The 26338-nt window shown below is 61.6% G+C and carries 24 protein-coding genes; 7 read left to right on the top strand and 17 right to left on the bottom strand.

All coding sequences use genetic code 11. The features are described 5' to 3' along the window. Positions 1–46 precede the first annotated feature (46 nt). From ileS to ACR3E4_RS03035, 8 genes are all read right to left on the bottom strand, one after another. Entirely contained in the window at positions 47–2956 is a 2910-nt protein-coding gene (gene ileS, locus ACR3E4_RS03000) for an isoleucine--tRNA ligase (RefSeq protein ID WP_480533837.1), read from the bottom strand. A 165-nt stretch (positions 2957–3121) separates the two neighbouring features. After that, positions 3122–5812 (bottom strand): DUF2339 domain-containing protein, encoded by a 2691-nt coding sequence (locus tag ACR3E4_RS03005; RefSeq protein WP_480533839.1) that lies wholly within the window; start codon positions 5810–5812, stop codon positions 3122–3124. An 88-nt stretch (positions 5813–5900) separates the two neighbouring features. Continuing rightward, entirely contained in the window at positions 5901–6389 is a 489-nt protein-coding gene (locus ACR3E4_RS03010; protein ID WP_480533841.1) for a DUF2269 family protein, read from the bottom strand. Further along, entirely contained in the window at positions 6389–7723 is a 1335-nt protein-coding gene (locus tag ACR3E4_RS03015; RefSeq protein ID WP_480533843.1) for an SDR family oxidoreductase, read from the bottom strand. The genes ACR3E4_RS03010 and ACR3E4_RS03015 overlap by 1 nt, the downstream gene beginning before the upstream one ends. A gap of 65 nt (positions 7724–7788) precedes the next feature. Beyond that, positions 7789–8499, bottom strand: coding sequence for a VIT1/CCC1 transporter family protein (locus ACR3E4_RS03020; protein WP_480533845.1), 711 nt, complete (start codon positions 8497–8499; stop codon positions 7789–7791). 54 nt (positions 8500–8553) lie between these two features. Further along, positions 8554–9543: a YcjF family protein gene (locus tag ACR3E4_RS03025; protein WP_480533847.1), complete on the bottom strand. Its 990-nt coding sequence runs from the start codon at positions 9541–9543 to the stop codon at positions 8554–8556. Further along, positions 9536–9991 (bottom strand): N-acetyltransferase family protein, encoded by a 456-nt coding sequence (locus tag ACR3E4_RS03030; RefSeq protein WP_480533849.1) that lies wholly within the window; start codon positions 9989–9991, stop codon positions 9536–9538. Before ACR3E4_RS03030 ends, ACR3E4_RS03025 begins: the two co-directional genes overlap by 8 nt. Next, positions 9988–11403 (bottom strand): YcjX family GTP-binding protein, encoded by a 1416-nt coding sequence (locus ACR3E4_RS03035; RefSeq protein WP_480533851.1) that lies wholly within the window; start codon positions 11401–11403, stop codon positions 9988–9990. The genes ACR3E4_RS03030 and ACR3E4_RS03035 overlap by 4 nt, the downstream gene beginning before the upstream one ends. Before the next feature lie 110 nt (positions 11404–11513). Between ACR3E4_RS03035 and truA the strand changes: the two genes are divergently transcribed. Further along, a complete protein-coding gene (gene truA / locus ACR3E4_RS03040; RefSeq protein WP_480533853.1) occupies positions 11514–12281 on the top strand; it encodes a tRNA pseudouridine(38-40) synthase TruA in 768 nt (255 codons plus the stop codon). A 2-nt stretch (positions 12282–12283) separates the two neighbouring features. On the opposite strand, the gene ACR3E4_RS03045 is transcribed toward truA, so the two are convergent. The 4 genes from ACR3E4_RS03045 to ACR3E4_RS03060 form a co-directional block, all read right to left on the bottom strand. After that, on the bottom strand, positions 12284–13207 hold the full coding sequence (locus ACR3E4_RS03045; protein ID WP_480533855.1) for a nickel/cobalt transporter: 924 nt from the start codon (positions 13205–13207) through the stop codon (positions 12284–12286). Further along, positions 13192–13839 carry a DUF1007 family protein gene (locus ACR3E4_RS03050; protein WP_480533857.1) on the bottom strand — a complete coding sequence of 216 codons (648 nt, stop codon included), beginning with the start codon at positions 13837–13839 and terminating at the stop codon, positions 13192–13194. The genes ACR3E4_RS03045 and ACR3E4_RS03050 overlap by 16 nt, the downstream gene beginning before the upstream one ends. A gap of 69 nt (positions 13840–13908) precedes the next feature. Further along, the gene (locus ACR3E4_RS03055) at positions 13909–14709 is read right to left on the bottom strand and encodes a thioesterase family protein (protein WP_480533859.1); all 801 of its coding nucleotides are present in this window, start codon (positions 14707–14709) and stop codon (positions 13909–13911) included. 15 nt (positions 14710–14724) lie between these two features. Next, positions 14725–15960, bottom strand: a complete 1236-nt coding sequence (locus ACR3E4_RS03060; RefSeq protein ID WP_480533861.1) for an acyl-CoA dehydrogenase family protein — start codon at positions 15958–15960, stop codon at positions 14725–14727. 125 nt (positions 15961–16085) lie between these two features. Between ACR3E4_RS03060 and ACR3E4_RS03065 the strand changes: the two genes are divergently transcribed. Continuing rightward, positions 16086–17021 carry a 2-hydroxyacid dehydrogenase gene (locus tag ACR3E4_RS03065; RefSeq protein WP_480533863.1) on the top strand — a complete coding sequence of 312 codons (936 nt, stop codon included), beginning with the start codon at positions 16086–16088 and terminating at the stop codon, positions 17019–17021. Positions 17022–17024: 3 nt separating this feature from the next. Here ACR3E4_RS03065 and ACR3E4_RS03070 read toward each other — a convergent pair whose 3' ends face one another. Beyond that, positions 17025–17381, bottom strand: a complete 357-nt coding sequence (locus tag ACR3E4_RS03070) for a hypothetical protein (protein WP_480533864.1) — start codon at positions 17379–17381, stop codon at positions 17025–17027. 175 nt (positions 17382–17556) lie between these two features. On the opposite strand from ACR3E4_RS03070, the gene ACR3E4_RS03075 reads away from it, so the two are divergent. From ACR3E4_RS03075 to ACR3E4_RS03085, 3 genes are all read left to right on the top strand, one after another. Then, a complete protein-coding gene (locus tag ACR3E4_RS03075) occupies positions 17557–18390 on the top strand; it encodes a bifunctional allantoicase/(S)-ureidoglycine aminohydrolase (protein WP_480533866.1) in 834 nt (277 codons plus the stop codon). Between the two features lie 91 nt (positions 18391–18481). After that, positions 18482–18805, top strand: a complete 324-nt coding sequence (locus tag ACR3E4_RS03080; RefSeq protein WP_480533868.1) for a hypothetical protein — start codon at positions 18482–18484, stop codon at positions 18803–18805. Between the two features lie 55 nt (positions 18806–18860). Beyond that, positions 18861–19847 carry a type I glyceraldehyde-3-phosphate dehydrogenase gene (locus ACR3E4_RS03085; protein WP_480533870.1) on the top strand — a complete coding sequence of 329 codons (987 nt, stop codon included), beginning with the start codon at positions 18861–18863 and terminating at the stop codon, positions 19845–19847. Between the two features lie 34 nt (positions 19848–19881). Here the strand turns inward: ACR3E4_RS03085 and ACR3E4_RS03090 are convergent, their stop codons facing one another. From ACR3E4_RS03090 to puuE, 3 genes are all read right to left on the bottom strand, one after another. Beyond that, positions 19882–21309, bottom strand: coding sequence for a nucleobase:cation symporter-2 family protein (locus ACR3E4_RS03090; RefSeq protein ID WP_480533872.1), 1428 nt, complete (start codon positions 21307–21309; stop codon positions 19882–19884). A 67-nt stretch (positions 21310–21376) separates the two neighbouring features. Next, positions 21377–21862, bottom strand: a complete 486-nt coding sequence (locus ACR3E4_RS03095) for an ureidoglycolate lyase (protein ID WP_480533874.1) — start codon at positions 21860–21862, stop codon at positions 21377–21379. Then, the gene (gene puuE, locus ACR3E4_RS03100) at positions 21859–23277 is read right to left on the bottom strand and encodes an allantoinase PuuE (RefSeq protein WP_480533876.1); all 1419 of its coding nucleotides are present in this window, start codon (positions 23275–23277) and stop codon (positions 21859–21861) included. The genes ACR3E4_RS03095 and puuE overlap by 4 nt, the downstream gene beginning before the upstream one ends. A gap of 166 nt (positions 23278–23443) precedes the next feature. Here puuE and uraH point away from each other — a divergent pair, with 166 nt between their 5' ends. Further along, positions 23444–23800, top strand: a complete 357-nt coding sequence (gene uraH, locus ACR3E4_RS03105; protein WP_480533878.1) for a hydroxyisourate hydrolase — start codon at positions 23444–23446, stop codon at positions 23798–23800. A 204-nt stretch (positions 23801–24004) separates the two neighbouring features. Here uraH and ACR3E4_RS03110 read toward each other — a convergent pair whose 3' ends face one another. After that, the gene (locus tag ACR3E4_RS03110) at positions 24005–24925 is read right to left on the bottom strand and encodes a LysR family transcriptional regulator (RefSeq protein ID WP_480533880.1); all 921 of its coding nucleotides are present in this window, start codon (positions 24923–24925) and stop codon (positions 24005–24007) included. A gap of 95 nt (positions 24926–25020) precedes the next feature. On the opposite strand from ACR3E4_RS03110, the gene ACR3E4_RS03115 reads away from it, so the two are divergent. After that, a complete protein-coding gene (locus ACR3E4_RS03115; protein WP_480533881.1) occupies positions 25021–26244 on the top strand; it encodes a urate hydroxylase PuuD in 1224 nt (407 codons plus the stop codon). The last annotated feature ends 94 nt before the right edge of the window (positions 26245–26338 follow it).

The raw sequence follows: 26338 nt of genomic DNA on the forward strand, positions 1-26338 counted from the left end.
GGTGGCGGAGCTTTGCAAAACCCCGCCACCCGCACTCTGCTGTGGTTCAGCTCAACGCCTCATTGCAGCGCCCGCAGACACCCTGATGCGCATGTAGCCCGACATCGGGCAGGATTTTCCAGCAGCGCTGACATTTCGCCCCTTCGGCCTTCTCGAACACCACGCCGACGCCTTCGATTTCAGGCACCCGGAATGCCTCGGCGGGTTTCGGATCCCCCGTGACGGTCAGACCCGATGTGATGCACAGATCGTCCACATCAAATGTAGCCAGCAGATCGCGGGTTTCCGCATCTGCAACATGGACGATGGGCGCGGCCTCAAGGCTTGAACCGATGACTTTCTCCTGACGCTGCACCTCGAGCGCTGCAGTCACGGCGCGGCGCACGCGACGCACCTTGGCCATGTTGGCCTCAAGCCCTGCATCGCGCCAGTCGGCGGGTGTGTCGGGAAAATCCACCAGATGGACCGAGCTGTCATCGCCCGGGAAGCGTTCCAGCCAGACCTCTTCCATGGTGAAGACCAGCACCGGTGCCAGCCATGTGGTCAGGCGGTGGAACAGGATATCGAGCACGGTTCGCGCAGCACGGCGGCGGTCACTATCTCCATCGCAATAGAGCACATCCTTGCGGACATCGAAATAGAACGAAGACAGATCGACCGTCGCAAAGGTGAACACGGCGCTGAACACGCCCTGGAAATCAAACGCGGCATAGCCCTTGCGGACCTGCTCATCCAGCTCGGCCAGACGGCTCAGCACCCAGCGTTCCAGACGCGGCATATCCTGTGGTTCCACCCGGTCGGCTTCGGTGAAGTCCGCCAGCGAGCCCAGCATAAACCGCATCGTGTTGCGCAGACGGCGATAGCTGTCGGCGGTGCCTTTCAGGATTTCCGGCCCGATGCGCTGATCGGCGGTGTAATCGGTCTGAGCCACCCACAGGCGCAGGATATCGGCACCGTATTGCTTGACGACTTCCTCCGGCACGATGGTGTTGCCCAGCGACTTGGACATCTTGTTGCCCTTGGCGTCTAGCGTGAAGCCATGCGTGACTACGTTGCGATACGGCGCACGACCCTTGGTGCCGCAAGCCTGCAGCATCGACGAATGGAACCACCCGCGGTGCTGGTCGGTGCCTTCCATGTAGACGTCAGCGATACCGTCATCGGTGCCGTCCTCGCGGTCGCGCAGAACAAAAGCGTGGGTCGAGCCGCTATCGAACCACACGTCCAGCACGTCGAACACCTGATCGTAATCGTCAGGGTTGGCGATGCCGTCGAGGATCTGCTCCTTGAAACCTTCGGTGTACCAGACATCCGCGCCGTCCTTCTCGAACGCCGCCTTGATGCGAGTGTTCAGGTCTTCGTTGCGCAGCAGGTAATCCGCGTCGGTGGGCAAAGCCCCTTTCTTGGTGAAGCAGGTCAGCGGCACGCCCCAGGCGCGCTGGCGCGACAGAACCCAGTCCGGGCGCGCCTCGATCATCGAATACAGGCGATTACGGCCGGTCTGCGGCGTCCATTTCACCAGTTCGTCGATCGAGCGCAGGGCGCGTTCGCGGATGGTGTCACCCATCTCGCCCATGCCGTCGTCCAGCTTACGGTCGACAGACGCGAACCACTGCGGCGTGTTGCGATAGATGATCGGCGCCTTGGAGCGCCACGAATGCGGATAGCTGTGCTTGATCTTGCCGCGCGCCAGCAGCCCGCCGACCTCGGCCAGCTTATCGATCACGGCCTTGTTCGCATCACCCTCGCCGCCCTTGCGGGACAGGATGTATTTGCCGCCAAAGAACGGCAAATCGGCGCGGAAGGAGCCGTCATCCATCACGTTGTAGGTGATGACCTGCTCAAGCATGCCCAGATCGCGGTAGAGTTCGAATTCCTCCATACCGTGCGACGGCGCACAGTGGACGAACCCTGTGCCTTCGGTGTCGGTCACGAACTCGGCCGCGCGGAAGTCGCGGATGTCGTCCCATTCGCCATTGCCACCTTCGGCCCCGGCCAGCGGGTGGGTCAGCTGGATCTTGGCCAGATCTTCCTGCGTGACATCGCACAGACGGCGATACATCGAGTCGTCCAGACGTGCGCGCGCAAAGACATCAGCCGCGCGATCATCGGCCAGCAGATAACGTTCGCCAATCCGCGCCCAGCATTCCTCGGGGCGACCTGTAACCTCGTAGAGACCGTAGGAGATGTCCTCACCGTACACCACGGCCTTGTTCGATGGCATAGTCCATGGGGTCGTCGTCCAGATCACCACATAGGCATTGTCCAGCGTCACGTCGCCCGTGTTCACGACTTTGAATTTCACCCAGATGGTGAAGCTTTCCTTGTCGTGATATTCAACCTCGGCCTCGGCCAGTGCGGTTTTTTCGATCGGCGACCACATCACGGGCTTGGACCCCTGATACAGCGTACCGTTCATCAGGAACTTCATGAACTCGTCGGCAATCACCGCCTCTGCGTGATAGTCCATGGTGATGTAGGGATCGGGCCAGTTGCCGGTGATGCCCAGACGCTTGAACTCTTCGCGCTGGATGTCGATCCAGCCCTCGGCGAACTTGCGGCATTCCTGACGGAAATCGACGATGTTCACCTCGTCCTTGTTCTTGCCTTTCTTGCGGTACTGCTCCTCGATCTTCCACTCGATGGGCAGGCCGTGGCAGTCCCAGCCGGGCACATAGCGCGAGTCGAAACCCATCATCTGATGGGACCGCACGATCATGTCCTTGATGGTCTTGTTCAGCGCGTGACCGATATGCAGGTGGCCGTTCGCGTAGGGGGGGCCATCGTGCAGAGTAAAGGGCTGCCGCCCCTCTTTCTCGCGCAGGCGGTCATAGACGCCGATCTTTTCCCACCGGTCCAGCCATGCGGGTTCGCGCTTGGGCAGGCCTGCGCGCATGGGGAAATCGGTTTTGGGCAGGTTCAGCGTGTCTTTGTAGTCAGGTGTTTCGGCGCACATTGGGGGCGTCCTCAGAATGGTCTTGTCGTGTTCGGATCGAAGCGGTCAGTGCGAAGTCTCAAGCACCTTTGCCCGGCGTCTCAGTTGGGTCAGAGCGCCGGGGATATAATTCGAATAATGATGGCCAGCCGGTCATACATGGCCGCGCTTATAGGACGCCCGCCCTCAATGGTCCAGAGGTTCCGGGTCTTGCGACGAATGGCGCAGCTTGGCCCAGCGGTTGAGCCACGCAAGACCCGCCAGCGCCAGACCCAGCGCCAGCAGCGAGAACACCCGGATCAGCCCTCCGAGACCGGCGATATCGATCAGAAATACCTTGGCGACCGCCAGCCCGATCACCGCCAGCCCGGCCTTGCGCATCAAATCCGAGCGGCGCGCCAATGACTGGTAGAACAACACCGCACCAACCACCAGCAAAGTCATGGTATAGGTGTAAAGCTCGGGCTGCGTGACGCCATTGCCCTCGAACATGCCGCCCGCGCCCTGCCAGATATGCCGGATCGCCAGCCCCAGCCAAACTGCGGCCAGCACGCAGGCGGCCCCATAACTGACCTGCCGCAGTAACACTGGCATCGTGGAGATGCGCCAGGCCGAAAAACCGATGGCGAGCGCAGGAACAAGATAAGCCACGGCGAGGGTGTTCAGAACCGGCGGGCCAAGCACGGGGGCGGCCATTGGGTCGAGCAGCGGGTTCGCATCGGACAATGCTTGCGCAAGACGGGCGATGCCATGCGCCGCAAAGAACCCGGCCAGCAGATAGCGCGCATAGTTCAACTTGCCGCCCAGTTCGAACCGCTGCACCTGCGCGTAGGCCAGCAACAGCCAGATTACCGCCAACAGGCCCAATCCCCAATGGCTGTCCTTGGCCCCGCCGTCGCCGAACCCCTCGAGCCAGCGCAACAGCAGCAGCGACAGCAATATCCCCGCCGTCGCCCAGGCCGCGCTCTCCAGCAGCAGGGTCGCGATGGGACGGTCAAGTGGCCTGAGCAAGGCCCAACCCGCCAGAAACCCGATCACAGCGGCTGCATAAACCAGCACCATCTCGGCCAGCGGCGCAGTATTGGCCCAGTCGAGGCCCGGGTCCAGCACCAGCCGGACCGTCACTGTGAACACGCCGACCCAGATAAACCAGCTCATCAGCGGCAGGTCAAAGCGCCGGTCCAACGCGGCGGCCACCACGATCATGACAGTCAGCGCCACGGTCAGCGCCGCCGAGCTGAGCACGATGATGCAGGCGAAGCTGAGACAGGACAGCGCCGAGAGCGTGACCAGAGAGACCCGCTTCCGATTATCCCCATCCACCCGCGCAAACCGCTCGGCCAGCACGACCATCAGCGCGCCCAGAACAACAGCATGCAGCGCCCAGGGGTAGGCCCCGATCACATCAGCCGGGTGCCATCCGACCTCCAGCGCGATGGCCATCAGCGGGGCGAACAGGGCTGCGGCTGCGGCCCAGGCGGTGGCAGTTGCGCCCGCCCGGAACGAACGCCACGCCGCCAGCAGAGAGATTATGGCGCCCAGCGCCACAAGCAGCGTGGCAAGCAGGGGGAAATCGGCCTCGGCGGTTTCCGCATAGGTGTCCGCAAAGGCGCGCACTGCGGCACCATGGTCCAATCCATGCACCAATACGAACCAGATCAACCCCAGCGCGGGCAGTACCGTCAGATCCTGTAACGCGCGCGCATCTTTCGCCCAGAGGATCAGCGCCAGCGTCAACCCCGCCAGCAGCGTGACCCCCAGCCAGAACTCGCTGGTCGAGTCCGCCCAATGCACCGACAGGATCACCGAACTGACCGCCACGGCGCCAAAGGCCAGCCGGGTCGGAAATTCGGGCCATGGGTCGCCTTTCTGGCGCAGGGCGATTTCTGCGGTCATCGGGCCGGTATGGTCAGGCCAGATGCGTCGAACCGGGATCGCGATGGCAATCACTGCGAAAGCCGTGACGCAGGTCAGATATCCCGGCTCGGTGAGTGGTGCGGACAGGACCAGAAGAAACGCCGCGCCATAGGCACCGACAAGCGTCAGAACAGATATCCATGCCCAGCGCCGGACAGTGTCGATGCCCAAACCCAGAACCGTGATCACGAAGAAATAACCATAGAGCCATGTGGGGTCTTCAGACGATCCACCAACGACGAAGGGGGCCGCGAAAGCTCCGATCAGACCGACCGCTGCCAGAAGCGGGCCATGAAACCAGCCCAGAACGAGCCCGATCAAAGCAACGGCAACCATGCCGGCCAGCGCCGCCTCGGGGCTGATCAGATCATAAAGCTGGCGAGCGGCCAGAATGGCCCCGAACAGTGTCACCAGACCCGCACCCGAGAAGACCGACGGCAGATATACTGTCGCGGCGCTTTCGTCTTCGCCATATCGGCGGCGCACCACCTCCCCGGCCACGATCAGCGCCACGCCGAACCCCAGCGCAGCCAGAACGCGCGCGGTTGGCGGCAGCAGCCCGTTCTCGACCCCGTATTGAACCAGAAAGATTCCAGCCAGCGCCAGCGACAATGCGGACACCGCATAAAACCAGTTCTCGCGCAGCCACGCGCCCAGCGCGGCAAAGCGATCCTTGCGCAGCACGATTGCCGCAGGGGGTTTCTCGGTCGGCGCGGCCTGAGTGTCTGCAGCCGAAACCACTTCTTTCGGTCGTGCCGCCCATGGCCCCGGTTTGGGCTCTGAGGCGACCGGTTCAGCCAGTACCTCTTTTTTCGTGGGGGCCTCGGGCGCTTGCCCTGCCAACTGACGCTCCAATTGCTCGACCCGCTTGCGCAGCCGGGACTGGCCGACCAGCAGCACGATAATTGAAACGGGAATGGCCAGTACGATCAGGCCAACAAGGACAAGCAAGGATTCCAAGCTGAACCTCCGGGCGGAAATGACTTTAACTTACGCGCCACATGGGGCGGTTAACAGTCTGGAAATCCGGATGGATACCTCTTGTTGTTCAGACCAGTTGAAAGAGTGGCAGCTCAGGGCGGGCCAGCATCAACCAAACGATTACCAGAACGGCGGCGAAGGCAGGAATTCCACAAGCGAACCAGATCCGGAACAGGCGCTGGTACTCAGCCGGCAGGTCTGTCTGTGACGTTGCGGCCCCTTGCGCGTAATCTCGTAGCCGGATCTGTATCCAGACCACAGGCAGCCAGAACAGACCGGTCAGCCCGTACAGCAATAGCGACAGCACAATCCAACCTTCGCCCAGCGACCAGCCCAGCCGCCACGCCAGAAGCGCGCCGGTGACGGGCTGCACCAGCACCGCCGTTGTCGTAAACACCAGATCGGCCAGCACGACGATGCTTGTAGTATGGGCGATAAGCCGCGCCTCGCCCGTTCTGTGCGCCATGACCATGAAGAATGCTATCCCCGCACCGGTGCCCAACAGGACACAGGCCCCGATCACATGCAGCCAGCGCAGGATCAGATCGGGATCCATCAGCGGTTCTCCAACATGGGAATCACGACCAAGGGCAGCAGGAGCGCGGGGAAAATCTTGACCAGTGGACCCAACGGATCGAGCCACAGTTCCGGCGCTGTCAGTGTCGCTGCGACCAAATAGAATACGGCCACAACCACCTGCGCCAAACAGGCCCCTACCACCCACCGACGCCACAGCAGCGCAAGGCCCAGCCCGATATCGATCAGCGACCACAGAACCACGCTTGCCACCGACAGCCCAACCGGCCATCCCGCGTGGGTCAGAACCTCGGATGCCTGTGACAGGCCAATCAGGCCGAACACGCCGGACAGGACCCAGAACAGGCACAGCACCGTGATCACAATCGGCATCAGCAGGGCCATTCGGGCGCTCAGTCGGTATTCGCGAGAGCAGGTCAGGCTGCCGTAAATCTCGTCAAGCCCACGCAGGGATTGACCTGTCGTCTTGCGAAAGGGTTCGGGGTCACCGGTCACGCCATCTGCCATGACCGTCATCGCAGTGCTGCGCAAAGGCGACCTCCATCCCAATGACGCGAGCTTATCAGCAACGGTTGCGATTGTTCGGGTTACCGCAGGGGGCACCCGAAGCACCCAGCGCGCGGCAGGAAATCCAAGCCAACGCCGCGTGGCCGCCAGAACCTGCGTCAAGGAATGTGGGGTATCTTCGACCAGATCATAATCCCCGGCGGGCAGATCACCCTTGATCGCCGACAGGATCACGGCACACAGATCCTCCATGGCGATGCACTGAACCGGTGTCTGCGGAAAGGCGACCGGCTGCACCCATGGGATCGCCGCCAGCATCCGCAGCAAGGCCGTGCCGCCATAATCGCTCTGCCCGATGACCAGCCCGGGCCGAAGCACCCATAGGTTTGACACATTGGCGCGCAGGGCCGCATCACCCGCTGCCTTGCTGCGCATGAAAGGTGTAGCGGCATCCGCGTGCGCGCCAATGGCCGATATCTGAATGACCGCGATACCGCGCTCGGCACAGGTCAGCCCCAGCGCTGCCATTGCCAGATGATGCACCGCGCGCAGATCATCCTGCCCGCCATCCTGCAAGGCTCCGGCACAATTCACCACAATGTCGACATCAGCCAATATGGGCCGCCAGCCGCGACCGGTTGTCAGCGCGCGCAGATCACCCTGAATCAGGTCGATAGAGGGCAAGACCCGTTTGGCTGTATCGAGATTACGTACAAAGCCCCTGACCGCGTAACCGTCCGCGCGCAGAGATCGCACGAGGGATGCGCCTATGAACCCATAAGCGCCCAAGACCAATACGGTTTTCGCGTCGCGCATCATCTTCGCAGGCCCCGGCAGAACAGACATCGTCACTCTAGCGGGTCATGCGCGGCGCACCAGTTTCATCGGCCGGTCTGCGACATCGTTGCCCATCAAGGGTGAAACAGCGAGCCCACCAGATAGGCGATGGTCGCCGCCGCGCCACCAATCAGCAGAGTCTCTCCGCCCGACCGCCACCAAGGCGCGAGCGACCAGCGGCTTTTCATCGCGCCGATGGCAAAGAACACACCCGCGGTCATCCAGGCCGACACGGTAAACGCATTCGCGATCGACATCAGGAAGGGCAATAACGGAATCATACCGGCAACCAGAAAGGCAAAAAACGTCGCCATCGCAGCCTTCAAGGGGTGCGGGTCGACGCTGCCCAATCCGTATTCGCCCTCGATCATCAGGTTGATCCAGTTGTCGTGATTGGCGGTGATCGCCTCGGTCGCCTCGTCCAGCACGCTGCCCGACAGCCCCTTTTGTGTCAGGATTTCGCGCACCTCCTTGCGCTCTCCGTCCGGATACAACCGGATATGCCGCTCTTCGATGGCGCGGATGCGGTGGATGTTGTCAAGCTCGGCTTTGGTGCCGGAATAGTTGCCCGCCGCCATCGAAAACCCATCCGCCAGCACATTGGCCAATCCCAGCGCCACGATGACAAACGGCGACAGCCCTGCCCCGGCGACACCCGCAACAATGGCGAAGGTCGTGACCGAGCCGTCGATGCCGCCATAGACCACATCGCGCAGTACCCCACGCCCGGGTGGGGCGTTGATCCGCTCGGAAATCTCTTGCTGGCTGTGGCCGTGGTCGGTCATGGCTGGCTCCGTCCTGTTTATGCAGGACAGGGCCAATCGATACTTTGCGCCAGATCAACTCTTGGAAAACAGCCCGCTGAGCGCGCGTTTGATCATGCCTCGGGTCGAGGGTTTGTGGCGCGTTGAGAATGGCAGAGGCCGGCAGACCTCCATCGCGGCTACACCCACACGGGCCGTCAGCGCGCCGTTGACCAGCCCCTCGCCGAACCGACGCGATAGTTTGCTGAGGACAGAGCCACCCAGGATCGGTTCCAGCAGATCATCGCCCACTGCGACGGCTCCGGTTGCGACCAGATGGACAAACACAGCACGGGTCAGGCGCCAACTACCCAGAAAACCCGCCCGCCCGCCGTAGATTTCAGCAATCCGCCGGATCATGCGCAGCGAGCTTGCCAGAGCCGTCGCGACATCAGCCAGCGCCAGCGGCACCAGGGCGGTCACGGTCGCAACCTGTCGGGCTGCGGCCTCAACCTCGCGGCTGGCGGCGGCGTCCAGCGGGGCCAGCAATTCGTCCTCGGCCAATGTCAGCAGGGTTGCGGCATCGAATTGTTCTCCCATCCGCTCGGTCAGACGGTCGCGACCCCAGCGGGTTTCGTCCCGCCCTTTGTAGAACGTGATCAGGCGAGTGGTAACGGCGCGGGCCTGTGACAGATCTTCGTCCGCCAGCGCAGTATCAGCGGCGTGGCGCAACCCGTCGACGCGAGACAGGCGGCTGATTGCGGCCAGTTCGCGCAACGCGATGACCAGCACGACCAGCAGCAAAGCCGCGATCAGACCCGTGACGATCCATCCCAGAACCGGCGCACGTTCCAATAGCGAGATGGCAAAATCCCACGCAGCGACCGAGACCACCGCCCCTACGACTGCAACCGCAAGCCCCCAGAACCAGCGCGCCAGAGTCGAAGGTTTCCGCGCCGCAAAGCGAACCGCCGCCTGCATCGCCTGCCCCTGCGGAGGCGCGATATCCGGCACCGGCGGAGCGGTGGAGACATCGCCTGCCGGGGTGTCGTCTTCCAGATCGATCAGAACCGGACCCTTAGCCATTGGCGACCTCCTCACGAGTCCAGACATATTTGATGTCCGGCAGGTTTTCGTCATTCTCGGACCCATCGCCGCGCGCAACTTCGACAAAGCCATTGCATTCATAGAAGCAGCACGCGCGGCGATTGGCCTGAAATGCATATAGGTTGAGCGTTGGGCGCTGCGCCTTGGCGTGGTCCAGCAATTGCTGCCCGATCCCTTTCCCGCGCGCGTGGTCCGCCAGATAAAGCGACTGCACCTCGTCCCCGTTCAGCGCCAGAAATCCGGCCACCTGCCCCTGCATTTCGGCCACTGTGACCCACCCCAGATCAATCATCCTGCCGCAAAAGGCGATGGTTTCGGCCTCGGAATGCAGCTCGGGCATCCAGTCGTTTTCCCGTGCGAAACCGTGCAGGATTGCGCCGGTGGTTCCGGCATCGGTACTGCGCGCAGGGCGGAGGATCACTGTCACAGCCGATCTCCGATCAGAAACTGCGCGGCGCGGTCCAGCCGGATATGCGGAGGGCCATCGCCGGGGTTCAGGGTCAGGTGCGCGGGTGCAAAGGCCATATTGCCATATTCCTCACCCAGCCATCCCTCGGCCCCGTTGCGCGCAGGGCCAAGCAGATGAGCCGGGTCCTCTGGCAGGTCCCCGGGATAGAACGCCGCCTGTTTGCCACTGTTCAACAGGGTGCCGCGCACGCAGGGAAGTTCAACGCCATTGTGGCTGCGCATCTCTTCCGTGGTGGTCCGAAGCGATGCCAGCGACAGGGCCGCTGTCTCGGCGCCGGCAAAGCTGGCGCGGTCGCGGGCCTCGCGGGTCAGGGCCTCGATGATAGCGGTCAGGCGCGGGTGCTGAAGGTGATGCAGGTGATCGGCCTTGGTGGCGGCAAACAGGATACGCTCGACCCGTTTGCCCAGCAGCAGCCTGTTCAGCCACGCATTGCGACCGGGGCGGAAGGCCGACAGGATATCGGCCATCGCGCGGCGCATATCCTCGACCGCTTGCGGGCCTTTGTGAATCGCGCCCAGCGCATCGACCATAACGATCTGCCGGTCGATCCGGGCAAAATGATCGCGAAAGAATGGTTTGACCACCTGCGCTTTATAGGCCTCATACCGGCGCTCCATCTCGCGGTGCAACGTCCGGCGGTTCGACGCCCCGGTCACCGGCAGCGGCGCGAAGGTCAACACAGGAGACCCGGCGAGGTCCCCCGGCAGAAGAAACCGACCGGGGGTGCAGTCGTAGAACCCGGCTTCTCGCGCGGCGTTCAGATAATCGGTGAAGCTGCGGGCGAGGTCCTGTGCCTGTGGTTCATCGTGGGATGCATTTGGGTCTGCCCCTTTGGCCCGCGCCAAAAACGCCTCGGCTTGCGGGCGGTTCGCGATATGCTCCAGCGTATCCTGCGACCACTGTTCATATGACTTGTCCAGCAAGGCCAGATCCAGCAGCCATTCACCGGGATAATCCACGATATCCAGATGCAGCGTGCGTGGCCCCTGCAACCCCGACAGCAGACCTGCGGGCTGAACCTTGAACGACAGGCGCAGTTCCGACACGGCGCGGGTGCTGTCGGGCCAGTGCGGCGCGGGCCCGGTCAGCGCGGACAGGTGGGATTCGAAATCAAACCGGGGCACGGTATCGTCGGGCTGTGGTTGCAGATAGCTGGCGGTGATCCGCCCTTCTTGCTGCGCCACCAACCCCGTCATGCGGCCCCGGTCCAGCAGATTGGCCACCAGCGATGTGATGAACACGGTCTTGCCCGATCGGGCCAGTCCGGTGACACCCAACCTTATGACCGGCTCGAAGAGGGTCTCGGACACTCGGTCACCCACGGATTCGACGCCGCGCACCAGACTGTCTGCCAATGATGAGATGACCAAGCTGTCACGCCCCGCAATTATCGTTTGGCCCAAGATAGGTAGCGGTCACAAGACATACCAGAGCTTTCGCCCCTCTTGCCCGTCCGTCCAAGGCGCGATACCAGCGCCCCATGCCCAGATACGCATTAAAAGTCGAATACCAAGGGGAACCGTTTGCCGGTTGGCAGCGGCAGAAAGAGCTGCCCTCGGTCCAGGGGGCAATCGAACAGGCTTTGTCGCGGATCGAACCTGGCGAGCACACTATCGCCGCCGCCGGTCGCACCGATGCAGGTGTGCATGCGCTGGGGCAAGTGGCCCATTGCGATCTGGTCAAGAACTGGGACCCGTTCCGCCTGTCCGAGGCGTTGAACTATCACCTCAAGCCGCAGCCTGTCGCCATTGTCAAAGCTTCGCGGGTGGATGATGACTGGCACGCGCGCTTTTCAGCGCTTGAGCGGCAGTATCTGTTCCGTATCCTGATGCGCCGTGCGCCCGCGACCCATGATCGGGGGCAGGTCTGGCAGATCAATCACACGCTGGATGCCGCAGCGATGCAGGTCGGGGCCGATATGCTGATCGGGCGGCATGACTTTACCACCTTCCGCTCGTCCATCTGTCAGGCGGCCAGCCCGGTCAAAACGCTGGATGAATTGCGGGTGGAACAGGTTCAGGGCTTTTCGGGCCCTGAAATCCACTTCCATGTCCGCGCCCGGTCGTTCCTGCACAATCAGGTGCGCAGCTTCGTTGGCACGTTAGAACGCGTGGGTGCGGGGGCATGGGCACCCGAGGATGTGCGAAACGCGCTTGAGGCGGTTGATCGCGCGGCCTGTGGGCCGGTCTGCCCGCCGCAAGGGCTGTATCTGGCGCGGGTTGGATATCCTGAGCCGGTGTTTGACTAAATTCATAACGCCCGCAGCAACAGCCCGCTTGCGATCACCGCGATGATCAGGCCCGCAACCAGCTCGATCGTCGGGGCCAATACCGACGCAAAGCGCGTGGCCGAGACGGAGGCCAGCAATCCTCCGCGCAGACCGAAGGACGTCCACCCAACCAGCGTTGTCACGGTTGCGGTGCCCAGTGCCATGGCGAACGCTCCGGCGATGCCGACCATCGCGATGCCCATCTGCCACGTCAGGATCAGTACGAACAATGCTCCGGTACAGGGGCGCGCGGCGATGCCCGCGATCAGGATCAGCGCTTCACGCAGGTTGCCGACCTGTGCGACCTCTTCCGCGCTGGGTCCGTGACGGTGGCCACAGTCGGAACAAACGCCGTGATCATGATCATGCGTATGGTGATGGTGGTCGTGTGTATGCGGTGTCTGGCTTTTGTGACGCCGCGCAAAGCTGCGGATGGCGCGAAAGATCAGCCACAAGCCAATCGCGGCAATGGCACCATAGCTGATCGGTGCCATGACCTGTTCGGTGGTACCGACCAGCGACTCGCGCGACATCTGGAACACCAGCACGCCTGCGTAGACCAGCACGACGGCGGTCACTGCCTGCCCGAGACTGGACAGAACACTGATCGCGGATAACCGCCAGAACGCCACCCGACGACCCAGCCCATAGCCTCCGATCAGAACCTTGCCATGGCCCGGACCAATGGCATGGAAAAATCCATAGGCGAAACAGACGGTCAGCAGCGTCGCGACGGCCTCGGGCTGTTCGGCGCGCGCCGCGCGCAGGGCACGGGCGATCTGGTTTTGGAATTCGCGCTGCTCTCCGGCGGCCCAGGCGGCGAGGTGGTCAAAGCCTCCGCTGCCCCAGAACCACAACAAAACCCCGCAAGCGATGGCAACGGGGACAATCAGGTACCGGGACATGAAAGCCTGATCTCGGTTGCAAATTTCTCACCAACCAGAGGGATATCATTCTCCTCAAGGTCGTAGTCAGCGTCCAGCGTCAGCAGGAAGGCCTGCATCTGCGCCAGTTCCCCATCGATATCGGGATCGGTGCGTTCGATGTCACAGCCCGTGCCGCCCGAGACTGTCACGGGCCGGGTCAACTCGTAGGCGGTATAAAAGCTTTCGTCGAAGGCCTTGATCGTCAGGGCGCTGGCCGGAACCGGCGCGCCTTCGACCGCACGCAGATGGGTGGTCACGATGCGGGCATCCTCGGTGGTTGCGCTCGGCTCCAGCGGACCGGACAGAGGGATCACGCTGTCACCCATGCGGATGACCAGATCTCCGTTGTAGCCTTCGACCCATTGCGCATCGAAGCCACTCAGCACCTGCTCTTCCGCTTCTGTCAGCACGCCATCGCCATCCTGATCCAATCGCATGTCTTCCAGAACCAGCAGCGAGTAGAATTCGTCATAGGCCCAGGTCACGCGCACATGGGTCAGGTTGCCCGCATCATCGACCACAAACTCGAGCCCCGTGTCGATAAAGACATGCGGATGGGCAAAAGCCGGGATCGGCAGGCAGCAGGTCAAAGAGAGGACAAGCCAGCGCATATGGAGAAGATAGGATGCGCAGCGTAGGGCGGCAATCCGATTTGGCGCGATCCTGCAGAAAACTGCCGTTCAGCCCGGCGGGAACAGTACCAGTGTCTGCAATGCCGTCCCGATTGGCCCTTGAGTGTCGAACAGGACCGACTGCGACATGCCGATGCCTGAGGGCTGCCAATGCGAAATCGAATCGGAGGCGAGCCAGTCCGAAACCGGCTCGCGGTGGATTTGCACCGTCAGGTCGGTGTTCATGAAGCCCATCTCGGTCGTGGGTGCGTTCCACGATATGCCGTTACCGCAATCGGCCAGAGGGCACAGAGACTGGATCGGCGACGGCTCCTCACCCTCCAACAAAGGGGGCGTGCGCATCCAGACCGTTTTGGGCCCCGTCCCCTGATTGCCACCTTTGGGATAACCAATCTGAGAGTGATGGGCAAAGCCTGGCAGATCATGGCGCATCTCACCGATGGGAAACGGGCCGTCGACCATATCCTCGGCACGCGGTGCGGGCAGGTCAACATTGGGCACAGCCCCGAGGTTTCTGCGGACCGTGTGCATCGTGGTCGCTGTGGCGCATAGCGTATCGTCCAGATCATGCACAGTGACCCGCGTGGTCGCCAGCGTCTTGGTATGACGCGTGGTTTCCGCCGCAACCCGCAACCCGGCCAAAGGCAGCGGACGCAGCAGATCGACGGTCAGCCGGGTCAGCATCTTCTCGGGGCCAACCTCGGTTTCCGCCGCCCGCACGATCAGCCCGCTGACAGGGCCGGCGTGACAGTGATCCGCAGACCACGGCCCGCGCGCGGGATCATTGCCCACAAACACACCCTGCGCGTTCTGGTGGAAATACGCCTGCCCCAACACATCCAATGTCATCGTGGTTCCGTTGCCTCAGACTTTTTCCTGCGTGTATTTCTTCAATTCGGCACGTGCGACCTGACGGCGGTGCACCGCGTCCGGCCCATCTGCAAGACGCAGCGTGCGTACATGCGTCCAAGCATTGGCCAGAGGCGTGTCCTGACTGATCCCCTGCGCGCCAAACATCTGCACGGCCTCATCGATCACCTTCAGCGCGACCTTGGGAGCCACAACCTTGATCTGACTGATCCACGGAGCCGCCGCCCGCGCGTCGCCCTGATCCATGTACCACGCCGCCTTCAGACACAGCAGACGGGCCATTTCGATCTCCATCCGGCATTCGGCAATGATGTCGTAGTTTGCGCCCAACTGGGCCAGCTTCTTACCGAACGCCTCGCGCTGCAGCGCGCGTTTGCACATCTGCTCCAGCGCCGCTTCGGCCTGACCGATGGCGCGCATGCAATGGTGAATGCGACCCGGCCCCAATCTGCCTTGCGCAATCTCGAACCCGCGCCCCTCGCCCAGCAGGATATTCTCAGCCGGAACCCGGACATCTGTGAACCGGATATGCATATGGCCATGGGGGGCGTCGTCATGGCCATAAACCTCCATCGGGCGCAGCACCTCGATCCCGGGTGTGTCGGCTGGCACCACGATCATCGACTGGCGCTGATGCTTGGGCAGATCGTCGCCGCCGGTTTTGACCATGACGATATAGACCTTGCAGCGCGGATCACCTGCGCCCGAAGACCACCATTTCTCGCCGTTCAGAACATAGTCGCTGCCATCCCGCACACAGGACATTGAGATATTGGTGGCATCTGACGAGGCCACGTCAGGTTCGGTCATCAGATAGGCCGACCGAATCTGACCGTCCAGCAACGGCCTCAACCACTGCTCTTTCATCGCGTCAGAGCCGTAGCGTTCGAAGACCTCCATGTTGCCGGTGTCCGGGGCCGAGCAGTTGAACACTTCGGCGCCCAAAGGGGTCTTGCCCATTTCCTCGGCGAAATAGGCGTATTCAACCGTGCTCAGGCCAAAACCCTTGTCGCTGTCGGTCAGCCAGAAATTCCACAGCCCCGCCGCCTTGGCTTTGGCCTTGAGGCCCTCCAGAATCTCGGTCTGACGTTCGGTATACTGCCAGCGGTCGCCTGAGTTGATCTCGGCCTGGTACTCCTGCTCAAGCGGTATGACCTCGTCGCGGATCATGTCCGCTACACGTTGCAGCAGGGCGCGGTTTTCCTCGCGCAGTCCGAATGTCATGGTCATGGAAACTCTCCTCGCGGCGGCAGGCCAGCCTTTACCTTCGTCCCGAAGATGGCTTAGCTGCCCTGACGCTGTCCAGATTGGTGACGGAACGTCACTTGGGCAAAATGACGGGAGGAGCCACGCAAATGGCGCTGTTGATTGAAACCGGTATCACGGGCTGGCTGAGCGACGCGGAGGTCGCGCACGAGCTGCGGCAGCTTGAACCGGGCGCGGATGTGCGCACCCCCGACACGATCGGAAACGCGGATGAGATCACCATGGCCGCCGTGGTGGATTTGCAGCACGACCTGCCCTTGCGGGCGCCGAACCTGAAACTGGTTCAGAAACTGGGCGCCGGGGTCGAAACCATCGTCAGCCATCCGGACCTGCCCGATCATGTGCGGGTTGCCCGGCTGAAACCGGACGCGCCGGCGCAAGGTATCGCCGAGTGGTTTCTGGCCTATATCCTGCGCGCCCAACGCCACATGACGCAGTACGACGCCGCTCAGAATCGCGCCGAATGGGCACCGCAGGCGCCCCTGTTCACACCGGATACCGTCGTCGGCGTTCTGGGGCTGGGTCATATTGGCGGGCGCACCGCCAAGATGCTGCGCGCGGTGGGTTTTCAGGTGTTGGGGTGGAGCCGGTCGCCGAAACAGATCGACGGGATCACGTGTATGCATGGTGATGACGCTCTGCCAGCGCTGCTGGGGCAAAGCGATTATGTCTGCGCCATTCTGCCATCGACACCCGCAACGGTGGACCTGTTCGACGCCGGGATGCTTGCATCGATGAAACCCGGAAGTCACCTGCTCAACGCAGGGCGCGGGGATTTGATCGACGAGGCGGCGCTGATGGCCGCTCTGGATCGGGGCACGCCCGCCCATGCGGTTCTGGATGTCACCCGGCAGGAGCCTCTACCCGCCGAAAGCCCCCTGTGGCGGCACCCGGGGGTGACGATCACACCGCATGTCTCGGGCTGGCATCTCGGCGACGCGCTATCGGATGTGGCCGAAAACTTCCGCAGGCTGCAATCCGGCGCGGCCCTGCTGCATGAGGTCGACCGGCAGCTTGGCTATTGACGCTCAGGGCGCCAGCAGCCAGTTGCCGTCCGCCGTCTTGCACCGCCGGGTTCTGATGTCACGGACATCCGCAGCGCCTTCAGGCTGAATGACATGCTGCAAAATCACGCAGTTTCCCTGCACATTTTGAATGCGCACCGTCCCTTTCGATCCAGTATCGTCATTGACCCAGCCCCTCTCTTTCCCGACCGAGGGCGCCCCCGCGTTCAGCAGCGCATTCGACGTGGCATTCACCACTTCGAAATCGGCAGGGGTCAGGCCCATCTCGGCAATAATACGTGAGATCGGTTTGGCCTGCGCGGCCCCGCCTATGGCAAGCGTCAGGACGGTGGCCAAAACAACAGAAACTCGGGCTTTCATGAGCGCCTCTCTGAACTGAAATACATTTGCCCTCAAGGATATACCCCAGCGCGACTGCGGCCAAGCCTTAGCTTGGCCACCTTCAAATTATCCCGAACAAACCTTTCGCAAGGCGGGTGCTAGGATGACCTGCGCATTCGGCAGATAGTGGCGTCAAATTCAGCAGAGGCATGCGATGACACATCCAAACTACTATGCGCCCACCGGCGGGCATCCCGGGCAAGAGCAACTTCTGACCGACCGCGCCATGTTTACCGATGCCTATGCGGTGATCCCCAAAGGTACCATGCGCGACATCGTCACCAGCTTTCTGCCGTTCTGGGAAGGCACCCGCCTTTGGGTCCTGTCCCGACCGCTGAGCGGGTTCGCCGAGACCTTTTCACAATACATCATGGAGGTGCAGCCCGGCGGTGGCAGCAACAAGCCAGAAACCGATCCGAACGCACAAGGGGTTCTCTTTGTGGCCGAGGGGCGCATGACCCTGACATTGGGCGGGGCGACGCATGAGCTGGATACCGGCGGCTATGCCTATATCCCGCCCGGCAGCGATTGGGCGTTGCACAACCGATCTGACGCGGTCGCCCGCTTCCACTGGGTGCGCAAGGCCTATCAGGCAGTGCCAGGCCTGCCCGTCCCTGATCCGATCATCACCAATGAGCGCGATGTGGCACCTGTCGAAATGCCCGGCACACAGGGGCGTTGGTCCACCACGCGTTTCACCGATCCGGGAGATCTGCGGCACGACATGCACGTCAATATCGTCAATTTCGAACCCGGCGGTGTGATCCCCTTTGCTGAGACTCATGTAATGGAACACGGGCTTTATGTGCTTGAAGGCAAGGCAGTTTACCGTCTCAATCAGGACTGGGTCGAGGTCGAGGCAGGCGACTACATGTGGCTGCGCGCGTTCTGCCCGCAAGCCTGTTATGCCGGCGGACCGGGGCGGTTCCGCTATTTGCTCTACAAAGATGTAAACCGCCACATGCCTCTTTCGGTGCCCGCCCGCTGATTCAGAGTTGGGCTAAATTACCGTGCGGGGGTTCCCAGAATCGCTGGAATCTGATGAAATCACATGAGTTTTCAGCACTGGAGATAGTTCGATGTTACTGCGCGGAACGATGATTGCACTGGCAACGACCCTTGGTCTTACGGCATTCAACGCGGCACCGGTCGCTGCCAAGGAAGAAACCAAGTCCGTCTTCGTCATGAGCCGCACTTGGGCGGTCACGCAAGTCGCTGACGCGCCGGTGGTCTATCGGGCCACCCGCGACAATAACAACCTGAACCCGTTCGGCCCGCCGCCGCGCCTGCGCACCATTCAGGCGATTGCCGCGATCCAGCAGGCGACCGGCTGCAAAGTCATCGTGTCCAGCATGTATCAGAACATATCGGGCCAGTTCTTCTCACAGGTCAACTGCGGCTGAAAATTGGTACAATCCAATCATTGAGGTCGCATAACCGGCCTGCCATAGCTGGACCATGAGAATAGCGATCAATGGATTCGGCCGCATCGGCCGCTCGATTCTGCGTCAGGTCCTGAGCTTGCCGCAGCATTCGGATATTGAGCTGGTGTTGATCAACGACATCGCTCCGATCGAGACCTGCGCCTATCTGTTCCAATACGACAGCACCTTTGGCCCCTACCCCGGTTCGGTCACATACGAAGACGCCACGCTCATCGTCGATGGGCGCGCCATTGCGATTTCACACAGCACCGATCTGGCGCGTGTTGATTTGTCCGGTGTCGATGTCATGCTGGATTGCACCGGCATCGCCCGCACGTCGGATGTCGCCAGCCGCGGGCTGAGCGCGGGCGCAGGCAAAGTGTTGATCTCAGGGCCTTCACCTGCTGCCGAAGTAACGGTGGTTTTGGGTGCAAACGAAGACCAACTGGGCAATGCCCGCATCGTATCGAACGCGTCCTGCACCACCAACGGTCTGGCGCCACTGGTCAAACTGATCGATACGGTCGGAGGGCTGGTCTCGGCCCACATGACCACGATCCATTGCTATACCAACAGCCAACCGATGATCGATGCCCCGCGCGGCGACCTTGCCCGTTCCCGCGCCGGAGCGCTGTCGATGGTGCCGACAACCTCCAGCGCGACACATCTGATCGACGTGGTCCTGCCCCACCTTGCCGGGCGCATCTCGGGTGCGGCGGTTCGGGTTCCCACGGCCAGCGTCTCTGCCATCGACCTTGTCGCAACGCTGGAACGCGGCATGACGGCCGAGGATTTCGATCAGGCGCTGCGCGAAGCGGTCACCCGGTCGGATGTGTTAGGGTGGACCGACCTGCCGCTGGTCTCTTCGGATTTGCGGTCGCGCCCGGAATCGCTGGTGCTGGCCGGGCCAGAGACACGCATGATCGGCGCGCATCAGATCCGCGTATTCGGCTGGTATGACAATGAATGGGGGTTTTCGGCTCGCATGCTGGATGTTGCACGGCTGATGGCCGGGACGTGACAGCCCCGCAAATTGCAGGGCTGTCCGATAGCGCTTAGTCGTGGGGCAGACTGCCGGAACCGTGACCGGCCATACCGCCCGAAACCTCTTCGGTCGATTCTTCGGCCAGTTCTTCTGGCAGCACAAGGTTCAACACGATGGCGATCAAGGCCGCTGGCAACAGGCCGCTGGTCATCAGAATTCGCAAAGTATCCGGCAAGTGCTGAACCGCGCCGGGTTCCAGTTGCAAACCAAGACCAATCGACAGTGAAATCGCAAAGATCACCATGTTGCGACGGTTCCAATCCACGTCAGACAGCATCGAGATACCCGCAGCCACCACCATGCCGAACATGACAATCACGCCGCCGCCCAGCACTTCGATAGGCACGGTGCGGATAATCGCCCCGACCTTCGGCACAAGACCACATAGAATCAGGAATACGGCCCCGCAGGTCACGACGTGGCGGCTCATGACGCCGGTCATTGCGATCAACCCGACATTCTGGCTGAACGAGGTGTTGGGAAAGCCGCCGAACAGACCGGCCAGCGCGGTTCCGAAACCATCGGCATAGGTCGCGCCTGCGATCTCGTGATCGGTTGCTTCACGACCTGCGCCCCCCTTTGTGATCCCAGATACGTCACCAACGGTTTCGATAGCCGAGACGAAGGACATCAGGCAGAACCCGATCACTGCGGCCAGCGAGAATTCAAACCCATATTTGAACGGCACCGGCAGCGCAAAGGCCGACGCGCGCGACCAGCTTGTTCCGATTGCCTCGAACGTGACCATACCGACCATCAGCGCGTAGACGTAGCCGACGGCCAGACCAATCAAGACGGCGGAGACCGACAGCATGCCGCGCGCAAAGAATTTGAGGCCCAATGTCACGACAACCACGACCAGAGCCGCCGACCAGTTGAGCAGCGATCCATATTCCGGCGTGCCAATCGCAGGCACGCCACCGGCCGCGTATTGAATGCCCACCTTGACCAGCGCCAAACCGATCATTGTCACGACCAGCCCGGTCACAAGCGGCGGCAGCGCAAACCGTATTTTTCCGATGAACAGACCAAGAAACGCGTGAAACAGGCCACCGATCAGGACGCCGCCGAACAGCGCTGCCAGCGCATCCACACCTTTCCCGGCGACAAGCGGGATCATGATGGGCAGGAATGCAAAGCTTGTTCCCTGAACAATCGGCAGTGCCGCACCGACAGGTCCCAGCGTGACGGTCTGCAGCAGAGTCGCCAGCCCCGCAAACAGCATCGACATCTGGATCAGATACAGCAGTTCGGGAAAATCCGGGGAATTCGACCCAAACCCGAACCCGGCGGCACCGGCCACGATGATGGCGGGGGTCACGTTCGAGACAAACATCGCCAGCACATGCTGAATGCCCAGAGGTATCGCTTTGTGCAAGGCGGGTGTATAATTCGGGTCCCGAAGCTGTTCGGGGGTCCCTATCGAAGTTTCGGCCATGATCTCATTGTCCTCCCTAAGATCCAATGGGGTTCTTACCGCTTCTCTGGCGGCTTCGGTTCCGGTATCAGCGATCAACCACCTCGTAGGGCGTGCTGAACCAGTATTCTTCCAGATTCGAACCGTCTCCGATCCGGTCGACGACGGCAAACAGGCCGGGGCCATGCAGTGGTGTCAGAACACCGTGCCAGGTGCCCCGGTGATAATTCACCGCCTGCCCGGGTTGCGTGAAAAAGGCACGTGGCTGGCCCGGCTGCCCGCCTTCATCCGGGGCGACGATCACCAGAAACGGCTGGTGGATCATCGGAATGAATGCCTGGCTGCCTTCGGGATGCCGTTCGACCATCTCCAGCCGATAGGGCAACGCCCGCGGATTGGCGTCAAACAGGCTGAGGCCAGCACGGCCTGCCGAGAAATCCAGCAAAGCGCGGTCATGATACCGCCCGCATTGCCCCTGATTGATGATCTTGTCCGGTGATCCCGAGACGTCGATCAGATCACCGAAGGGCGCAAATTCCGCCACCGAGATCGGCTCAACCACGATGCGCGTCATGACGGCAGCAGGTCCCGCAACCGGAACTCGGCGATGCGTTCGACCTGACGGCAGGCCTCGGCGAACTCAACATCGCGATCCTGATCGATCCGCCGCTCAAAGGCGTGCAGGATCGAGGCCTTGTCATGGTCCCGCACGGCGATGATGAACGGAAAGCCGAATTTGTCGGTATAGCGCTGATTCAGACCCGTAAACGTCGCGCGTTCCTCATCCGTCAGCGCATCCAACCCTGCCGAGGCTTGCTCGGACGTGCTCTCCTGCGTCAGCCGCTTGGCTTGCGCCAGTTTGCCGGCAAGATCTGGGTGAGCGGTCAGGACACCCAACCGCTCCTCTTCCGAAGCCGAGCGGAACATGCGCGCCAACGCACTATGCAACCCGCCCGCCGTGTCATGCGCCGGACCCAACTCCAGATCATAGGCGCGTTCTGCAATCCATGCCGAATGCTCGAATATGCCACCATAGGTTTCGACAAACGTCGCGCGTTCCATCTGCGAAGGTTTGGGATGTCCTGCAGGGGGATGTGCTTGCGCCCAGTGTTCGGCAATTTGCAGGCGTGTGGCGAACCATACATCCGAGAAACTGCGCGCGTAATCCAGAAAGCGCTTCAATGCCATCACCCGTCCGGGGCGACCGATCAGGCGGCAGTGCAGACCGATCGAGAGCATCTTAGGCGCTCCAGACTCGCCTTCCTCGTAAAGCGCGTCAAAGCTGTCTTTCAGATAGGAATAAAACTGATCGCCGGCGTTGAACCCCTGCGGGGTGGCAAAACGCATGTCATTGCAATCCAGCGTATAGGGTACGATCAACTGATCCCGTCCGCCGGTTTGCATCCAATAGGGCAGATCGTCGGCATAGGTATCGGCGACATAGGCGAACCCGCCCTCTTCGGCCACCAGCCGGACCGTATTGTCGGAACAGCGCCCGGTGTACCAACCACGCGGGCGCTCGCCGACCACTTCGGTGTGCAGGCGGATGGCCTCGGCGATCTGCGCCCGCTCGTCGTCTTCGGGCATATCCTTGTGTTCGACCCATTTCAGCCCGTGGCTGGCAATCTCCCACCCGGCGGATTTCATCGCGGCGACCTGATCCGGTGAACGCGCCAGCGCGGTCGCCACCCCGTAAACGGTGATCGGCAGATTCTGCATCAAACGATGCAAGCGCCAGAACCCGGCGCGCGAGCCGTATTCATAGATCGATTCCATGTTCCAATGCCGCTGCCCCGGCCATTGCGCAGCGCCGACGATCTCGGACAAAAAGGCCTCGGACGCTGCATCGCCGTGTAAAACGCAGTTCTCGCCGCCTTCTTCGTAGTTCAGCACGATCTGCACCGCCAGCTTCGCCCCGCCCGGCCATTTGGCATCCGGCGGGGTGGCTCCGTATCCGATCATGTCACGAGGGTAACGAGGCGGCTGCATGTTTTCTTCCAGTGCTGGTTTGTGTCTCTTTCAGCCATAACCCAGAAAGTCGCGCAGGATTATCAAATCAATCCGAACGCTGTTTCCGGTTCTTTCGGCATTTCCACTGTTTTGAACTTTGCGTCAGACTGTGCCAAACCAAAAGGCAAATCAAAGGAGAAGGCGAGTGGCTGGTTATCTGACAACCCACGTTCTGGACACGGCGCGCGGCTGCCCGGCCGAGGGGCTGCGCATATCGCTCTACCGTATATCCGGTGAGGAGCGCCATAAACTCGCCGAGACCGAGACCAACGCGGACGGGCGCACCAACAGCCCGATCCTGCCGCAAGATGATTTCGAAACCGGCACCTACGAGCTGGTTTTCTACGCCGGGGACTACCTGCGTGCCAGCGGTCAGGATGGCGATGATCCCCTGTTTCTGGATCAGGTGCCGATCCGTTTCGGCATGTCCGATCCGCAGGCGCATTATCACGTGCCACTTTTGCTGTCGCCCTACGGCTATTCCACCTATCGCGGCAGTTAGACCGGAATGCTCCCGCCCGTCGGAGGCCCTTGCAAGGGCCGCCTCCCGTTGGGCCGGGCGCCGTGCCCTGCGGGCCCGGCGCGGTCCGACATGAACTATCCGGCGGTGCATTGACTAATGGCGCAACCGCGCCGCGGCTTTGCCGCGGCGCGCGGCCCAACGCCGTGCGGTGCCGGAACGGCACAAGCGGGGGCGGGAGCCTTTCTAGGTTGAGATATCCGCGCCACGGACCATTTTCCCGATCCGTTGGATCATGAAATCCATGAACAGGCGCGCCTTGGGGTCTTGATGACGCCGATGCGTGTAAAGACAGGCCATCTGGACAGACACGGGTGGTGTGTCTGTTGCAACCGGAACCAGACGGCCCGCCTTCAGATGGTCCGCCACCTCGAACACCGGTTTCATGGCAATGCCCTGTCCGGACAGCGCCCAATCGGTCAGAACGTCTCCGTCATCGCATTCGAAGCGACCGGAGACCGCGAATCTTTTTGGACCGTCGGGCGTTTCCAGCATCCACTGAAACTCGGTCGCGCCCGGAAATCGCAGATTCAGGCACTCGTGTTTGTCTGCAATCAGGTCCGCGCCAGTCGCGGGCATACCCCTGCGCGCAATGTAGTCGGGCGCAGCGCAGAGCACCCGGTCGCAATCGGCGATCTTGCGGATGCGCAGGGTGCTGTCTTCGGGCTGGCCAATGAAGAACGCCAGATCCAGCCCCTCGGTGGTCAGATCGACGGATCGGTCCGTCAATCGCAACCGCACATCGATCTCGGGATATTCCGAAAGAAAATCAGGCACATAGGGGGCCAGCAACCGCCGCCCTACTCCTAATGGAGCGGCAACGAACAGCGAACCGCGCGGTGCCTCGGTCAGATGAGTGACCTGTGCCTCGGCCTCATCCACCGCATCCAGCACAGCGACCGCACCGGGATAAAACGCCTTGCCCTGTTCGGTCGGGGACAGGTTGCGTGTGGTGCGCTGGAACAAACGCACACCCAAATGATCCTCAAGCTGCGAAATCCGCGCCGAGGTCACCGCCGGAGAGATTCGCAAATCGCGCCCGGCAGCAGACATGCTGCCCAGATCGTAAACCCTGACGAAGGTGCGGATATTGTCGAGATAGGACATCTTATCGTTTTTTTTGATACAGTTTGACAATATACGGGAATACCGAAGAAAAGCCCGTTTGCCTAGTGTGGCGGCAATCTATCGGAGAGAGCTTCATGTACGACTTCGCCGTGTTCTGGGACTGGATGGCCTTTGCCGTGCGCTGGCTGCACGTAATCACCGCCATCGCCTGGATCGGATCCTCGTTTTATTTCATTGCACTGGACCTTGGCCTGAACCGCAATATCCCCGGTCCGGCGGATGGCGAAGAATGGCAGGTGCATGGCGGCGGCTTCTATCACATCCAGAAATATCTGGTGGCGCCCGAACGGATGCCCGAGCATCTGACCTGGTTCAAATGGGAAAGCTATGCCACCTGGCTCAGCGGTGCCGCGCTGTTGATGATCGTCTATTGGGTAGGCGGAGAGCTGTATCTGATCGATGCGCAAAAAGCCGATCTGGCATTATGGCAGGGGATATTGATCTCTGCTGCCTCGCTGACTGTTGGCTGGCTGATCTATGATTTTCTGTGCAAATCTGGCCTCGGCGAACGCCCCACATTGCTGATGGTATTGCTGTTCGTGCTGCTGGTGGTCATGGGCTGGGGGTACAATCAGATCTTCACGGGCCGCGCGATGATGCTGCATCTGGGCGCGTTCACGGCCACGATCATGACCGCGAATGTCTTCTTCATCATCATGCCGAACCAGCGCATCGTGGTGGACGACCTTAAGAACGGGCGCACACCCGATCCGAAATACGGCAAGATCGCCAAGCTGCGCTCGACCCACAATAACTATCTGACACTGCCGGTCGTGTTCCTGATGCTGTCGAACCACTATCCGCTGGCCTTTGCAACCGAATACAACTGGATCATCGCCGCGCTGGTTTTCCTGATGGGCGTCACCATCCGGCATTACTTCAACACTCGGCACGCCCGCGCAGGCAACCCGACATGGACTTGGGCCGTCACCGCGCTGCTGTTCCTTGCCATCATGTGGCTGTCGACCGCCGCGATGAACCAACCGCTGGAAGAGGCCGAGGCCGCAGAGCTAACACCTTACGAGCAGAAATTCGCGGCCGCGGACGGGTTCGAGGATGCGCATGACATCGTGCTGGGGCGCTGTTCCATGTGCCACGCGCGCGAGCCGGTTTGGGAAGGTATCCTTTGGGCCCCCAAAGGTGTGTTGCTGGAGACCGAAGCGGACATCGCCCGCAACGCGCAACAGATTTATCTGCAATCGGGTGTGACCCATGCGATGCCCCCGGCGAACGTGACCTATATGGAACCGGAAGACCGCGCCGCAATCATCCGCTGGTTCCGTAACGCTGATCTGTAATCCACTATTCCCGCAGATCCGGCGTTTAGTCCTTCCCCTCAGCGCCTTCAGATGCTCTAACAGGTAGTTAACAAGCCGCAGTAACGTATTTTGC

Source organism: Ruegeria sp. AP11 (assembly GCF_056535865.1).

What these genes read in the sequence shown, in the direction of transcription:
- ACR3E4_RS03055 (WP_480533859.1), bottom strand. Translation starts at nt 14,709, where the DNA reads ATGACATTGGATGTGTTGGGGCAGGCGTATTTCCACCAGAACGCGCAG.
- ACR3E4_RS03085 (WP_480533870.1), top strand. Translation starts at nt 18,861, where the DNA reads ATGAGAATAGCGATCAATGGATTCGGCCGCATCGGCCGCTCGATTCTG.
- ACR3E4_RS03025 (WP_480533847.1), bottom strand. Translation starts at nt 9,543, where the DNA reads ATGGCTAAGGGTCCGGTTCTGATCGATCTGGAAGACGACACCCCGGCA.
- ACR3E4_RS03020 (WP_480533845.1), bottom strand. Translation starts at nt 8,499, where the DNA reads ATGACCGACCACGGCCACAGCCAGCAAGAGATTTCCGAGCGGATCAAC.
- ACR3E4_RS03115 (WP_480533881.1), top strand. Translation starts at nt 25,021, where the DNA reads ATGTACGACTTCGCCGTGTTCTGGGACTGGATGGCCTTTGCCGTGCGC.
- ACR3E4_RS03080 (WP_480533868.1), top strand. Translation starts at nt 18,482, where the DNA reads ATGTTACTGCGCGGAACGATGATTGCACTGGCAACGACCCTTGGTCTT.
- truA (WP_480533853.1), top strand. Translation starts at nt 11,514, where the DNA reads ATGCCCAGATACGCATTAAAAGTCGAATACCAAGGGGAACCGTTTGCC.
- ACR3E4_RS03095 (WP_480533874.1), bottom strand. Translation starts at nt 21,862, where the DNA reads ATGACGCGCATCGTGGTTGAGCCGATCTCGGTGGCGGAATTTGCGCCC.
- ACR3E4_RS03050 (WP_480533857.1), bottom strand. Translation starts at nt 13,839, where the DNA reads ATGCGCTGGCTTGTCCTCTCTTTGACCTGCTGCCTGCCGATCCCGGCT.
- puuE (WP_480533876.1), bottom strand. Translation starts at nt 23,277, where the DNA reads ATGCAGCCGCCTCGTTACCCTCGTGACATGATCGGATACGGAGCCACC.
- ileS (WP_480533837.1), bottom strand. Translation starts at nt 2,956, where the DNA reads ATGTGCGCCGAAACACCTGACTACAAAGACACGCTGAACCTGCCCAAA.
- ACR3E4_RS03090 (WP_480533872.1), bottom strand. Translation starts at nt 21,309, where the DNA reads ATGGCCGAAACTTCGATAGGGACCCCCGAACAGCTTCGGGACCCGAAT.
- ACR3E4_RS03010 (WP_480533841.1), bottom strand. Translation starts at nt 6,389, where the DNA reads ATGGATCCCGATCTGATCCTGCGCTGGCTGCATGTGATCGGGGCCTGT.
- ACR3E4_RS03075 (WP_480533866.1), top strand. Translation starts at nt 17,557, where the DNA reads ATGACACATCCAAACTACTATGCGCCCACCGGCGGGCATCCCGGGCAA.
- ACR3E4_RS03015 (WP_480533843.1), bottom strand. Translation starts at nt 7,723, where the DNA reads ATGTCTGTTCTGCCGGGGCCTGCGAAGATGATGCGCGACGCGAAAACC.
- ACR3E4_RS03065 (WP_480533863.1), top strand. Translation starts at nt 16,086, where the DNA reads ATGGCGCTGTTGATTGAAACCGGTATCACGGGCTGGCTGAGCGACGCG.
- ACR3E4_RS03110 (WP_480533880.1), bottom strand. Translation starts at nt 24,925, where the DNA reads ATGTCCTATCTCGACAATATCCGCACCTTCGTCAGGGTTTACGATCTG.
- ACR3E4_RS03045 (WP_480533855.1), bottom strand. Translation starts at nt 13,207, where the DNA reads ATGTCCCGGTACCTGATTGTCCCCGTTGCCATCGCTTGCGGGGTTTTG.
- ACR3E4_RS03060 (WP_480533861.1), bottom strand. Translation starts at nt 15,960, where the DNA reads ATGACCATGACATTCGGACTGCGCGAGGAAAACCGCGCCCTGCTGCAA.
- ACR3E4_RS03070 (WP_480533864.1), bottom strand. Translation starts at nt 17,381, where the DNA reads ATGAAAGCCCGAGTTTCTGTTGTTTTGGCCACCGTCCTGACGCTTGCC.